The sequence below is a fragment of the Streptomyces sp. NPDC126503 genome (genome assembly GCF_040302405.1).
Taxonomy (GTDB): Bacteria; Actinomycetota; Actinomycetes; order Streptomycetales; family Streptomycetaceae; genus Streptomyces; species Streptomyces gulbargensis.
Window position 1 is genome coordinate 68,390 of the sequence record NZ_JBEORS010000018.1, and the last position, 12,035, is coordinate 80,424.

The 12,035-nt window shown below is 73.1% G+C and carries 14 protein-coding genes; 9 read left to right on the forward strand and 5 right to left on the reverse strand.

All coding sequences use genetic code 11. The annotated features are described in order from the left end of the window. Nucleotides 1-73: 73 nt before the first annotated feature. The 3 genes from lipA to ABTY40_RS22530 all read left to right on the forward strand — a co-directional run bounded on the left by lipA (nt 74) and on the right by ABTY40_RS22530 (nt 2,399). The gene (gene lipA, locus ABTY40_RS22520) at nt 74-1,042 is read left to right on the forward strand and encodes a lipoyl synthase (protein WP_309052908.1); all 969 of its coding nucleotides are present in this window, start codon (nt 74-76) and stop codon (nt 1,040-1,042) included. Nucleotides 1,043-1,468: 426 nt separating this feature from the next. Continuing rightward, complete coding sequence (locus ABTY40_RS22525) at nt 1,469-1,684, forward strand: SCO2195 family GlnR-regulated protein (protein WP_309052907.1); 216 nt, start codon at nt 1,469-1,471, stop codon at nt 1,682-1,684. Nucleotides 1,685-1,694: 10 nt separating this feature from the next. Next, nucleotides 1,695-2,399, forward strand: coding sequence for a DUF4191 domain-containing protein (locus ABTY40_RS22530; RefSeq protein ID WP_352061169.1), 705 nt, complete (start codon nt 1,695-1,697; stop codon nt 2,397-2,399). Nucleotides 2,400-2,489: 90 nt separating this feature from the next. On the opposite strand, the gene ABTY40_RS22535 is transcribed toward ABTY40_RS22530, so the two are convergent. Then, entirely contained in the window at nt 2,490-2,957 is a 468-nt protein-coding gene (locus ABTY40_RS22535; RefSeq protein ID WP_352061170.1) for an RDD family protein, read from the reverse strand. Nucleotides 2,958-3,180: 223 nt separating this feature from the next. On the opposite strand from ABTY40_RS22535, the gene glnA reads away from it, so the two are divergent. Continuing rightward, nucleotides 3,181-4,602 (forward strand): type I glutamate--ammonia ligase, encoded by a 1,422-nt coding sequence (gene glnA / locus ABTY40_RS22540; RefSeq protein WP_309049672.1) that lies wholly within the window; start codon nt 3,181-3,183, stop codon nt 4,600-4,602. Nucleotides 4,603-4,698: 96 nt separating this feature from the next. Here glnA and ABTY40_RS22545 read toward each other — a convergent pair whose 3' ends face one another. Continuing rightward, nucleotides 4,699-4,974, reverse strand: a complete 276-nt coding sequence (locus tag ABTY40_RS22545) for a hypothetical protein (protein WP_345285839.1) — start codon at nt 4,972-4,974, stop codon at nt 4,699-4,701. 147 nt (nt 4,975-5,121) lie between these two features. Between ABTY40_RS22545 and ABTY40_RS22550 the strand changes: the two genes are divergently transcribed. After that, on the forward strand, nt 5,122-5,481 hold the full coding sequence (locus ABTY40_RS22550) for an ArsC/Spx/MgsR family protein (RefSeq protein WP_352061171.1): 360 nt from the start codon (nt 5,122-5,124) through the stop codon (nt 5,479-5,481). Nucleotides 5,482-5,530: 49 nt separating this feature from the next. On the opposite strand, the gene ABTY40_RS22555 is transcribed toward ABTY40_RS22550, so the two are convergent. After that, complete coding sequence (locus ABTY40_RS22555; RefSeq protein ID WP_352061172.1) at nt 5,531-6,436, reverse strand: Gfo/Idh/MocA family protein; 906 nt, start codon at nt 6,434-6,436, stop codon at nt 5,531-5,533. Nucleotides 6,437-6,662: 226 nt separating this feature from the next. On the opposite strand from ABTY40_RS22555, the gene glnII reads away from it, so the two are divergent. From glnII to ABTY40_RS22570, 3 genes are all read left to right on the forward strand, one after another. Then, nucleotides 6,663-7,694, forward strand: a complete 1,032-nt coding sequence (gene glnII, locus ABTY40_RS22560) for a glutamine synthetase (RefSeq protein ID WP_352061173.1) — start codon at nt 6,663-6,665, stop codon at nt 7,692-7,694. A 189-nt stretch (nt 7,695-7,883) separates the two neighbouring features. Beyond that, nucleotides 7,884-8,006 (forward strand): hypothetical protein, encoded by a 123-nt coding sequence (locus ABTY40_RS22565; protein ID WP_345285847.1) that lies wholly within the window; start codon nt 7,884-7,886, stop codon nt 8,004-8,006. Between the two features lie 105 nt (nt 8,007-8,111). Next, nucleotides 8,112-8,759 carry a winged helix-turn-helix domain-containing protein gene (locus ABTY40_RS22570; protein WP_352061174.1) on the forward strand — a complete coding sequence of 216 codons (648 nt, stop codon included), beginning with the start codon at nt 8,112-8,114 and terminating at the stop codon, nt 8,757-8,759. On the opposite strand, the gene ABTY40_RS22575 is transcribed toward ABTY40_RS22570, so the two are convergent. Both ABTY40_RS22575 and ABTY40_RS22580 read right to left on the reverse strand, forming a co-directional pair. Beyond that, entirely contained in the window at nt 8,760-10,247 is a 1,488-nt protein-coding gene (locus ABTY40_RS22575; protein WP_352061175.1) for a PepSY-associated TM helix domain-containing protein, read from the reverse strand. It abuts the gene before it with no gap. A gap of 90 nt (nt 10,248-10,337) precedes the next feature. After that, a complete protein-coding gene (locus ABTY40_RS22580) occupies nt 10,338-11,009 on the reverse strand; it encodes a hypothetical protein (RefSeq protein ID WP_352061176.1) in 672 nt (223 codons plus the stop codon). 190 nt (nt 11,010-11,199) lie between these two features. Between ABTY40_RS22580 and ABTY40_RS22585 the strand changes: the two genes are divergently transcribed. Then, a complete protein-coding gene (locus ABTY40_RS22585) occupies nt 11,200-12,000 on the forward strand; it encodes a tyrosine-protein phosphatase (protein WP_352061177.1) in 801 nt (266 codons plus the stop codon). The last annotated feature ends 35 nt before the right edge of the window (nt 12,001-12,035 follow it).

Below are 12,035 nucleotides of genomic sequence, written 5' to 3' on the forward strand. Positions count from 1 at the left end.
GCCACAGGTGAGGCATGAGAAGCAACGGGCGTACCCTGGTGTGCGCCGAAGAATCGAAGCTACAGGAGCCGATGTGTCCGCAGTCGCACCCGACGGACGCAAGATGCTGCGCCTGGAGGTCCGGAACGCCCAGACCCCCATCGAGCGCAAGCCCGAGTGGATCAAGACCCGGGCGAAGATGGGGCCCGAGTACACGAAGATGCAGGGGCTCGTGAAGAGCGAGGGCCTGCACACGGTCTGCCAGGAGGCGGGCTGTCCCAACATCTTCGAGTGCTGGGAGGACCGCGAGGCGACCTTCCTCATCGGCGGTGACCAGTGCACCCGGCGCTGCGACTTCTGCCAGATCGACACCGGCAAGCCGCAGGCCCTCGACCGTGACGAGCCGCGCCGCGTGGGCGAGTCCGTCGTCACGATGGACCTGAACTACGCCACGATCACCGGCGTCGCCCGCGACGACCTGGAGGACGGCGGCGCCTGGCTGTACGCGGAGACCGTGCGCCAGATCCACCAGCAGACCGCGGGCCGCGCCGACGGCCGTACCAAGGTCGAACTGCTCGCCCCCGACTTCAACGCGGTGCCGGAGCTCCTGGAGGAGGTCTTCGCCTCCCGCCCCGAGGTCTTCGCGCACAACGTCGAGACCGTGCCGCGGATCTTCAAGCGGATCCGCCCGGGCTTCCGCTACGAGCGCTCGCTCGACGTCATCACCAAGGCCCGTGACTACGGTCTGGTCACGAAGTCGAACCTGATCCTCGGCATGGGCGAGACCCGCGAGGAGATCAGCGAGGCGCTCCAGCAGCTGCACGACGCGGGCTGCGAGCTCATCACCATCACGCAGTACCTGCGCCCCTCGGTCCGGCACCACCCCGTGGAGCGCTGGGTCAAGCCGCAGGAGTTCGTGGAGCTGAAGGAGGAGGCCGACGAGATCGGCTTCTCCGGTGTCATGTCGGGCCCGCTGGTCCGCTCCTCGTACCGCGCGGGCCGCCTGTACCAGCAGGCGATCGAGAAGCGCGGCACGGCGGTCGACGCCTCGCAGGCGGTCTGACACCCGCCCGGTCCCCCGCGGGGGCCGGGCCGATCCGGCCGGGGTCTCCCTACGGTCGCTCCGGTGGGGTCCGTACCGCCCCTCCGGAGCCCCGGGGCCGGGCCCGGCGGAGCCCCGCTTCCGCTTGAGGCGCGCTTGAGCGCCGCACGAGGCCGGCCGGGCGCCCGTGTGAGTCGCCGCACACGTCCTGACCGGCCGGTCGCGGCCGGTCGCACGCGGCCCGTACGCCCTCCGCAGCTCAGCGGGGCGTGCGGGCCGCGCGGCCGTTGCGGGGGCTGGGCCGCATGGCCGCATCGGCGTTTCATCAGTGTTTGACCGCCCGGCCATGCCCTGGTAACACCAGTGAGTGAGCCTGGTTTCACGCACCGCCACCACCGCTCCTACCCCCCGCCACGTCTCTCACCCCTATCGAGGGAGGACCCCGAGATGCCGGCCGCACCGACGCATCTTCGCGTCACCGCGATCCCGTCCGTCACCGACGCCCTGAAGGCCGTGGAGTCCCTTCTCCTCGGCGCGGGCCAGCGCACCGCCCGGCGCAACGCCTGGACCTCCGTCCTGGAGGACCGCCGGCGCGCCAAGGACCGCGTGGAGGCCCAGCACGTGCTGGAGGCCGTGTCGGGCCGGACGTCCCGGGCCACGTAAACTTCAGGACATGGCGAGGAAGGCAAACACGGGCGGCGCTGACGCCGCGAACCCCGGGCGACTGAAGCAGATCGCCCTCACGTACCAGATGACCCGGAAGGCCGACCCGAAGGTCGGACTCGTCGTCGCGGGCGTGGGCATCGTCGTTCTCGGTGTCCTCCTCGGTATCGGCTTCCTGATCGGACACCCGGTCTACCTGGGCATCCTGGGCTTCGTCCTGGCGATCCTGGCGATGGCCATCGTCTTCGGGCGGCGCGCGGAGAGCGCCGCCTTCGGGCAGATGGAGGGCCAGCCGGGCGCGGCGGCGGCGGTACTGCAGAACGTCGGACGGGGCTGGACCACCACCCCGGCCGTCGCGATGAACCGCAGCCAGGACGTGGTGCACCGCGCGGTGGGCCGCGCGGGCATCGTGCTCGTCGCCGAGGGCAACCCGAACCGGGTCAAGAGCCTGCTGGCGGCCGAGAAGAAGAAGATGAACCGCATCGTGGTGGACGTGCCGGTGCACGACATCATCGTCGGTGACGGTGAGGGCCAGGTCCCCCTGAAGAAGGTCCGCACCACCATGCTCAAGCTCCCCCGCGTGCTCACCGGCCCGCAGGTCACCGCGGCCAACGACCGGCTGCGCGCGATGGGCGACCTCATGAGCAACATGCCGCTGCCCAAGGGGCCGATGCCGAAGGGCATGCGGATGCCGCGCGGCGGAAAGATGCGCTGACGCGCCCGAGAGCACAGACGGAGAACGGCCCCGGACCTCAGTGGTCCGGGGCCGTTCTCCGTGTGCGCGGTACGTGTGCGGCGGCGCCGCTCAGACGCGGACCTGGACGGCGCCGGAGAGGCGGTCGTGCAGGCCGCGTCCGTCCCGGTCCCAGATGAGGGCCGGAATCGCCAGGCAGACGAGGAGCGAGCGGAGCGCCACGCGCGGGAGGCTCAGCCGGCCGCCGTGCGCCGACGCGACCCGCAGGCCGAAGATCCGCTTGCCGGGGGTGGAGCCGATGGTGCCGACGGTCAGCACGCTCATGACGAGCAGGATGCCGAGCGCCCAGTTGCCGGTGGCCTGGCTGTAGCCGTCGGTGATCAGACCGTATGCGATCAGAAGGCACAGGCCCCAGTCGACGGCGAGGGCACCGAGGCGCCGCCCGGGGCGGGCGATCGAGCCGGGCCCCTCCTCGGGCAGCCCCAGCTGCTGCCCCCGGTACCCGAAGTCCACGCCTGCTTGCTCCGCCGCGGCACGGGGGCCGGAGAGCCACGATCCGAGTGCTTGCCTGTTGTCCACCCGACCACGGTACTGCGCCCCTTTTCGATCACTTCGGCCCGGGTGGGGATGGGACCCGACACGGCGGGGTACGAGCCGTCCCGGTTAACTTCGACGAAACAAATGGGTCATGCTGGAGAAATCCCGTCTGCCTATGGTCGGGACCGAGCGTGTGCCACCGCACCGGCCGCACGACCGAGCTGCAACCCCCGCCCCTCCCCGGGCCGGGAGTAGGAGGAGTTGGATGTCCAAGCACGGGTTCCAGAACGCCGACGAGGTCGCAAAGTTCATCAAGGACGAGGACGTCAAGATGGTCGACGTCCGCTTCTGCGACCTGCCCGGCGTGATGCAGCACTTCTCGATCCCGGCGACCGCCTTCGACCCGTCCGAGGAGCTGGCCTTCGACGGCTCGTCGATCCGCGGATTCCAGGCCATCCACGAGTCCGACATGGCGCTGCGCGCCGACCTGTCGACGGCCCGCCTGGACCCGTTCCGCCGGGACAAGACGCTCAACATCAACTTCTTCATCCACGACCCGATCACGGGCGAGCAGTACAGCCGTGACCCGCGGAACATCGCGAAGAAGGCGGAGGCGTACCTGGCCTCCACCGGCATCGCCGACACCGCGTACTTCGGCCCCGAGGCCGAGTTCTACGTGTTCGACTCGGTCCGCTTCGAGACCTCCGCGAACCAGGGCTTCTACCACATCGACTCCGAGGCCGGCGCCTGGAACACCGGCAAGGAGGAGGACAACCGGGGCTACAAGGTCCGCTACAAGGGCGGCTACTTCCCGGCCCCGCCGGTCGACCACTTCGCCGACCTGCGCTCGGAGATGTCCCTGGAGCTGGAGAAGGTCGGCCTGCAGGTCGAGCGCCAGCACCACGAGGTGGGCACCGCCGGCCAGGCGGAGATCAACTACAAGTTCAACACGCTGCTCGCGGCGGCCGACGACCTGATGCTGTTCAAGTACATCATCAAGAACGTCGCCTGGCGCAACGGCAAGACCGCGACCTTCATGCCGAAGCCGATCTTCGGTGACAACGGCTCGGGCATGCACGTCCACCAGTCGCTGTGGTCGAACGGCGACCCGCTGTTCTACGACGAGGCCGGCTACGCGGGCCTGTCGGACACCGCCCGCTACTACATCGGCGGCATCCTCAAGCACGCCCCGTCGCTGCTCGCCTTCACCAACCCGACGGTGAACTCCTACCACCGCCTGGTCCCGGGCTTCGAGGCGCCGGTCAACCTGGTCTACTCGCAGCGCAACCGCTCCGCCGCCATGCGCATCCCGATCACGGGCTCGAACCCGAAGGCCAAGCGCGTCGAGTTCCGCGCGCCGGACCCGTCCTCGAACCCGTACCTCGCCTTCTCCGCCCTGCTCCTCGCGGGCCTCGACGGCGTCAAGAACAAGATCGAGCCGATGGAGCCGATCGACAAGGACCTCTACGAGCTGGCTCCCGAGGAGCACGCGAGCGTCCCGCAGGTCCCGACCAACCTCGAGGCCGTCCTCAAGGCCCTGGAGGAGGACAACGAGTACCTGCAGGCCGGCGGTGTCTTCACCTCCGACCTCATCGAGACCTGGATCGACTACAAGCGCACCCACGAGATCGCCCCGATCCAGCTCCGCCCGCACCCGCACGAGTTCGAGCTCTACTTCGACCTCTAAGCCGTGAGGCGCACCAGAAGCATAGAGGGCCGCCACCCCGCAGTCGGGGGTGGCGGCCTTTGCCGTGTCCGGGGCGGGAGGCGCCCCGCGCCGGGGTCAGCGGCCGTAGCGGATGAGGGCGCGGACCATGCGGCAGGTGGTGTCGGACGGCGGGTGGATGCCCAGGCTGTGCGCGGTGTTCCGTATGGTCGCGTCGGTCGCCTTCGACGGGATGTACACACCGGAGTCCAGCAGGGCGATGGCCAGACGCATCGCCTTCAGGCGCCGGTTGTGCGTCACGTACCACTCGCGGGGGCGGCCCGGGGGAAGCGGCTTCTTCGGAAGGGGCGTCCAGGGTTCGGGGGACGGTGTCCGGATCACGGCGAGAGCCATGGGCTACCTCCTGGCGAACGGTGGGCGGGGGCCCTCCCCGGGGCCCTCGCTCTCACCCCCCATTTTAGTGGCCCCCACTGACAATCGCCCCTGGCCAGAGGGCGTTTGGGGGGTGGTGGAAGACGGTCGGGGGGGTACCGTACGCCCATGGAGATCTGGATCAATCCCGCCTGTTCCAAGTGCCGTGGCGCGCTCGGTCTGCTCGACGAGGAGGGCGCCCGGTACACCGTGCGGCGCTACCTGGAGGACGTACCGACGCCCGACGAGATCCGGGAGGTCCTGGACCGGCTCGGGCTCGAACCGTGGGACATCACCCGCACCCAGGAGCCGGTCGCCAAGGAGCTCGGGGTGAAGGAGTGGCCGCGGGACGCGGAGCACCGGGACCGGTGGGTGGAGGCGCTGTCCGCGCACCCGAAGCTCATCCAGCGGCCGATCATCACGGCCGACGACGGCACGGCGGTGGTCGCCCGGTCGGAGGAGGCCGTACGGGACGCCCTCTCCCGCTGAGGCCGGTCCGGCCCGCCCGGCGGGAGCCCTTTCCACCGGGCGGAACCGGTCAGGGGGCGGGGGTCGTGTTCTCCGCCTCGGCCAGGATCTCGGTGAGGCGCAGACCGAAGCGGGCGTCGCAGGCGTGCGGGACGCCGGTGCGGGCGGAGGTGACGAGGGCGTCGACGGCCGCGCCGAAGGCGTCCACCGCCCCGTTCCAGCCGGGCAGTTCGGCGCGGCCACGGGTGCCGTGCAGGGTGAGCGAGGCCCCCGCCGCCTGCGCCGGGGCGCCGAGCGTGAGCGTGGCGGTGCTGCTCGCGCCCGAGGCGTGCCGCAGGACCAGATGGTGGAGGTCACCGGGGCCCCGGACGGCGGTGAGGCCGGTGACGTCGCCCAGGACCGGCAGGAGGACGGAGAGGACGTGCGGGCCCACGTCCCACAGGCCGCCCTTGGTGCGCCGCCAGGGCGAGGCCGCGTACGGACTGGCGGACCCCGGGCCGTAGAGGGAGCCGAGCCAGTGCGCCTCGCCCAGGAACCAGCCGCCGGCCCGCGCCTGCGCGTCGATCCAGCCGGCGGTGGGCTCGGCGAAGCGGAGGGTGCAGAAGACGACCGACGCCACCCCCGCGGCCTCCACCGCCCCGGCGACCTCTCGGGCGGCCGGTACCGTCGTGGCGACCGGCTTGTCGAGGAGGACGTGCCGGCCGGCCCGCGCTGCCCGGACCGCCAGCGGCGCCTGCACGTCCGGCGGGAGGGCGAGCGCGACGGCGTCGCAGGCGTCGAGGAGCGCGTCCACGTCCTCGTACGCCCGCGTGCCGGAGGCGGCGGCGAGCTCGCGGGCGGCCTCGGGGCGTCTGCCCCACACGCCCGCGAAGGTGACGCCCGCGTGCGCGGCGAGCGCCGGGGCGTGGGTGCGCGCGGCCCAGGGGCCGGTGCCGAGGAGTCCGATGCGGGGCTTCGCGCCCGGGTGGTCCGCCATGCCCCCCAGTCTGCCGTGCCCCGCCGACAGCGGACGCGGGGGCCGGGCGGCGGCCCCTGGGGCCCCCGGCGCCGGGAGGGTCGAGTAACACGGGGTTCACAAACGGGCAACCGAAGGGAAATCCCGTGTTGCCAAGCTGCGCGCAGAACGAGACCGCAGCTTCTCGCAGCGCAGCGAGCCGCCGCGAGTACGAGAACCCGCAGCAGCACGCCAAAGGATGAGACCCGTGACCTTCAAGGCTGAGTACATCTGGATCGACGGCACCGAGCCGACCGCCAAGCTTCGCTCGAAGACGAAGATCATCGCCGGTGAGGGTCTCGCCCTGGAGGAGCTGCCGATCTGGGGCTTCGACGGTTCCAGCACGAACCAGGCCGAGGGCCACGCCTCGGACCGCGTGCTCAAGCCGGTCTTCTCCTGCCCGGACCCGATCCGCGGCGGCGCCGACATCCTGGTGCTGTGCGAGGTCCTCAACACGGACATGACGCCGCACTCCTCCAACACGCGCGCCGCGCTGGCGGAGACGTACGCCCGTTACGCCGCGCAGGAGCCGATCTTCGGCATCGAGCAGGAGTACACGTTCTTCGAGGGCACCCGTCCGCTCGGCTTCCCGGTCAACGGCTTCCCGGCCCCGCAGGGCGGCTACTACTGCGGCGTCGGCGTGGACGAGATCCACGGCCGTCCGGTCGTCGAGGCGCACCTGGAGAACTGCCTGAAGGCCGGACTCGGCATCTCCGGCATCAACGCCGAGGTCATGCCCGGCCAGTGGGAGTTCCAGGTCGGCCCGCTCGCGCCGCTGGAGGTCGCCGACCAGCTGTGGGTGGCCCGCTGGCTGCTCTACCGCACGGCCGAGGACTTCAACGTGGCCGCGACGCTCGACCCGAAGCCGGTGAAGGGCGACTGGAACGGCGCGGGCGCGCACACCAACTTCTCCACCAAGGCCATGCGCGAGGGCTACGACGCGATCATCACCGCCTGCGAGGCGCTCGGTGAGGGCTCGAAGCCGCTCGACCACGTCAAGAACTACGGCGCGGGCATCGACGACCGTCTGACGGGCCTGCACGAGACCGCTCCGTGGGACCAGTACTCCTACGGCGTCTCGGACCGCGGCGCCTCGGTCCGCATCCCGTGGCAGGTCGAGCAGGACGGCAAGGGCTACATCGAGGACCGCCGCCCGAACGCGAACGTGGACCCGTACGTGGTGACCCGCCTCATGGTGGACACCTGCTGCGAGGCCCTGGAGAAGGCCGGCCAGGTCTGATCCGCACCCGCCCGACAGGGAGAGGGCGTCCGCCGTACGTGACGGCGGGCGCCCTCTCGTCATGGGCGGGGCCGTACGGCGGCGGACGTGGCCGGTCCGTTGCGGTCGTGTGTCCGCCGCGTGGCCCGGGGCGTCTTGCTCTGCGGACGGTACGGGACCGATCCGGTTCCCCAGTAGTAGAGTAGGGATATGGCCGCCACGAAGAACGACACCGCGACGGGTCGCGACGACCTCCAGCCGTTCTGGCCTTCCCGCCAGCACCACGATTTCGACCGGGTGTGTTGCCGCGCGACGAACGCGCCGGCCCTCTAAAGCCTCCGATCGGCAAACGGTCCGATCCTCCGGCCTTCGGCCGCCGCGCATGACACGTACGACGTCTGACCGTCCGTCATTTCGCGCGAAAGAGCTGAGACTTCCATGGTCCCCACCCCGACCGCCCCTGCCCGCGTGCCCGTCGCCTCCTCCCTGACCGCCGCTCCCCTGTCCGGTTCCCCGCTGTCCGCCGGGGTCCGGCCCGGCCGGCACCGGCTGCGGGCCGTCGACCCGAGCGAGGCCGCGGGACTCGCCCGGGTCGCCGACTTCCTGCCGCCCGGCGCCCAGTTGCTGCCGGCGCCGCCGCACGCGCTGCCGGTGCTGCCCGGTCGCCCGCCGATGGTCGGCTACCTCGTCCTCGTCCCCGCCGACGAACAGCCCCCCGTCCAGGGCGGCTTCCCGTCCCAGCAGACGTACGCCACCCGGCCGCAGCCCGGGCCGTCGCCGGCCGCGCCGGTGGCCGCGGAGGCGACGGGCCCCGTCGTCATCGACGGCGAGCGGCGGATCGCCGTCGTGGACGGGCGGGCGCTCGACCTCACGTACCTGGAGTTCGAGCTGCTCGCCCACCTGGTCGCGCACCCCCACCGGGTGCACAGCCGGGACCGGCTGGTCACGACGGTGTGGGGATACGGGCACGTCGGCGACGGCCGTACCGTCGACGTCCACGTGGCGCGGCTGCGCCGCAAGCTGGGCGCCGAGCACCGCCGTACGATCCAGACCGTACGGCGGGTCGGCTACAAGTACGTGCCCTGATCAGGCCGTTCGCCGGGCCCGGTACCGGGACCTCAGCCTCGCCTTCAGGGCGAGGCCGAGGTCGACGGCGAGGAACAGCAGCAGGCTGACGCCGAGCAGCGGGACGAACCAGGCCACCAGGGCGGTGGCCGCCGCGCAGGGCAGCAGCAGGGTGACCGGGATCCGCCGCCAGGTGCCGCGCGCGACCGGGCGGCCCGGGCGGCGCAGCCACCACATGCGATAGCCCCACAGGATGAGCAGGACGAGGGCCAGCGCGAGGGCGGCCAGGGCCAGTTGGTTGAACAGGCCGAGGAAGACCCCGGTGTGGGCGTCGATGCCGATCCGGGTCAGCTGGGCGAGCAGCGGGTAGTCGGTGAAGCGGAGGCGGTCGACGACCGTGCCGTCGGCCGGGTCCAGGGCCACGGCGTCCAGCTCGACCGGGAACTGCGTGTCGGTCTCCTTGACGACGTACCCCTTGCCGTCCGCCGGCGGGGCGACCGATATCGAGGGGCTGTCGATGCCGGCGGCGCGGGCCGCGGCGACCGCCCGGTCGATGCCGATGTCCGTGGCCGGGGCCTGCCCCTCCCCGCCCGTGCCGCGGCCCTCGTGGCCCTCGTGCCCCTCGTGGCCGGTGGCACCGCCGGCGCCCCGGGCGGGCGTGAGCTCCGCCGCGAGGGTGGGCGTGGCGCCGCCGAGACGGTCCTGGACGGTGCCGATGTTCTCCCCCGCGTACCGCGACCAGGTCAGGCCGGTGGCGGAGAGCAGGAGCAGGCCGAGGGCGGCCCACAGGCCGACCGAGCCGTGCCAGGAGAGGGTGCGGCGGCGGGACCTCGGCCCGCTCTCGGGCAGGACCAGGGTGCGGCGCTTCGCCCGGCGCCGGCCGAACCAGAGGAACAGGCCGCCGAGGACGACCACCCACAGCCAGCTCGCGGCGAGCTCGCTGTAGTTCCGGCCGAGGTCCCCCAGGTGCAGATCGCGGTGGAGGCCGTCGATCCAGGTGCGCAGCGGGAGCGCGCCGGAGCTGCCGTAGCTGGGGAGCTGTCCGCGGATGTCACCGGTGTACGGGTCCACGAAGACGGCGAGCGAGGTGCCCTCCGGGACGTCGGGGTCGGCCATCAGGACGCGGGTGGTCGCGCCGGGTTCGGCGCCGGGGCGGACGGCGGTGACGGTGCCGTTCGGGTTGGCCTCGCGGGCGAGGCGCACCTGCTGTGCGAGCGGCAGGACGGTGTCGCCGACGGGGACCTCCAGTTCGTGGGCGTACACCACCTTCTCGGCCTGGAAGGAGAGGGCGTAGAGGAGGCCGCTCACGGCGGCGACGAGGAGGAAGGGGGCGACGAGGACGCCCGCGTAGAAGTGGACGCGCAGGACGAGGGGGCGCAGGGCGGCCCAGGTGCCGGGCCGGGTGGCGGGACCGGCGGCGGCCGGACCGGTGGATCCGCCGGCGGGGCGCGGGTCCGCCGGGGGTGGCGTGCCGGGGGTTTCCGGGCGCGCGAGGTCGTCGAGGGTCATGACGGTCCTTGGAAACGGGCGCGCGTCGGCGTACGACGCGTGCGGTGGTCTGCGCCGGCGTGTGCGCCGGCAGGGGTGGGCGACCCCCGGTCAGACGTGTGCCGTGCGTGCTCCGAGGGCCGTGGTGCGGGGTGCCGGCGGCCGGGGCGGGCCGCGCCGCGAGAGGCTGTGGGCGAGACGGACGGAGTGCGGCTCGCGGGCGTCGCGCCGGGTCCGGCGCACCGGCCCGCGCGGGGCGTCCGGCACCGGGACGGGGGCGAGCGGCGGGCGCAGCGGGGTGAAGGCGGACGCGAGGGCGGCGCGGGCGACGGTGAAGAGGGCGGCCTCGCCCCGGGCGAGCCAGAGGCCGCAGAGGAGCGCGGCGAGGAGGTGGGCGGCGAGCATGCCGGAGCCGGCCGCGGCCTCGGGGACGGCGCCCGCCACGTCCGTGACGGTCCGCCCGCCGTGCCCGTGACCGTGACCGTGCGCGCCGTGGGTGGCCGGGGTGGCGGCCGGGACCGGCGCGTGGCCGCCCATGGCCGAGAAGGTCAGGTGCAGCGCGCCCTGCAGGACGAGCAGCGCTCCGGCGATCGCCGCCGGGCCCCGGCGGCGGCCCGCCCCGGCCCAGGCGGCGCCCGCGGTCACCGCGAAGGCGGCGAGCAGGGCGAGCGGCGGCAGCGGGTGGGCAGACATGGACGAATGCCCCACCGCGGACAGTGCCACGCACACCACCGCGAAGAGCGCGGCTCGCAGGGCGCGCAGCGGCGACCGGACATCCGTCATCGCCCGCCATGGTGTCACCCGGCCGCCGGCCCCAGAAGACCGCCTCCCCAGGAACGCCCTCCCCCACGGCCCCGCCCCGGGGGAAGGACCGGGCCGCCACCGGCCGGTACCGCTGACCTGCCCCGACCCGCCCCATCCACTACGGTCGGCGCAAGAGCGTCCGTACGCACCGTCCCGAGGAGCCGACGCCATGCCCGCCCTTCCCGCCGTCTCCGTCGCCAACCTCCGTGATCTCGGCGGCCTGCCGCTCGGCCCGGGCCGCAGCGTCCGTCCCGGGCTCGTCCTCCGCTCGGCGCAGCTCGACCGGCTGGACGCGGCGGAGCCGGTGGTGGCCGCGCTGGGGATCCGTACCGTCGTGGACTTCCGGACGGACGCGGAGCGGGCCGAGCGGCCCGACCGCCTGCCCGAGGGGGCGCGGCTGCTCGTCGCGGACGTGCTGGCGGACCGGCTGGCCACCAGTGGCCTGCCGCCCGCCGCGCGGCTCAAGGAGCTGCTCACCGATCCGGCCCTCGCCGAGGAGCACCCGGGCGGGGGACGGGCGCGCGAGGCCTTCGCGCGCACCTACCGGACCTTCGTGTCGGGGGCGTCGGCGCGGGCCTCGTACCGCGCGCTCCTGGGCGAGCTGGGCCGGCCCGGCGCCGGGCCGCTGCTGTTCCACTGCACGGCGGGCAAGGACCGCACGGGGTGGGCGGCGGTGGTGCTCCTGTCGCTGCTCGGCGCGGACGAGGAGACGGTCCGGGGCGAGTACCTGGCCGTGAACACGGCGGTGCGGCAGGCGTTCGCGCCGATGATCGAGGGGTTCATCGCCCAGGGCGGCGATCCCGAGCTGGCCCTGGAGCTGATCGGGGTGCTGCCGGAGTACCTGGACGCGGCGCTGGACGAGGTGGCGGTGCGGCACGGGTCGATGGAGGCGTACGTACGGGACGGGCTCGGCGTGCCGGACGAGGTGACGGAGCTGATCCGGGAGCGGCTCACGGTCCACGCCGCCTGAGGGGCGGCCGGACGGCGGGCGGGGCTCCGGGGCGG

Bases quoted from the DNA above. Each gene is read 5' to 3' on its own strand.
- ABTY40_RS22525 (WP_309052907.1), top strand. From the start codon at position 1,469: ATGCCGGCCGCACCGACGCATCTTCGCGTCACCGCGATCCCGTCCGTC.
- ABTY40_RS22530 (WP_352061169.1), top strand. From the start codon at position 1,695: ATGGCGAGGAAGGCAAACACGGGCGGCGCTGACGCCGCGAACCCCGGG.
- glnA (WP_309049672.1), top strand. From the start codon at position 3,181: ATGTCCAAGCACGGGTTCCAGAACGCCGACGAGGTCGCAAAGTTCATC.
- ABTY40_RS22545 (WP_345285839.1), bottom strand. From the start codon at position 4,974: ATGGCTCTCGCCGTGATCCGGACACCGTCCCCCGAACCCTGGACGCCC.
- ABTY40_RS22550 (WP_352061171.1), top strand. From the start codon at position 5,122: ATGGAGATCTGGATCAATCCCGCCTGTTCCAAGTGCCGTGGCGCGCTC.
- ABTY40_RS22555 (WP_352061172.1), bottom strand. From the start codon at position 6,436: ATGGCGGACCACCCGGGCGCGAAGCCCCGCATCGGACTCCTCGGCACC.
- ABTY40_RS22565 (WP_345285847.1), top strand. From the start codon at position 7,884: ATGGCCGCCACGAAGAACGACACCGCGACGGGTCGCGACGACCTCCAG.
- ABTY40_RS22570 (WP_352061174.1), top strand. From the start codon at position 8,112: ATGGTCCCCACCCCGACCGCCCCTGCCCGCGTGCCCGTCGCCTCCTCC.
- ABTY40_RS22575 (WP_352061175.1), bottom strand. From the start codon at position 10,247: ATGACCCTCGACGACCTCGCGCGCCCGGAAACCCCCGGCACGCCACCC.
- ABTY40_RS22580 (WP_352061176.1), bottom strand. From the start codon at position 11,009: ATGACGGATGTCCGGTCGCCGCTGCGCGCCCTGCGAGCCGCGCTCTTC.
- ABTY40_RS22585 (WP_352061177.1), top strand. From the start codon at position 11,200: ATGCCCGCCCTTCCCGCCGTCTCCGTCGCCAACCTCCGTGATCTCGGC.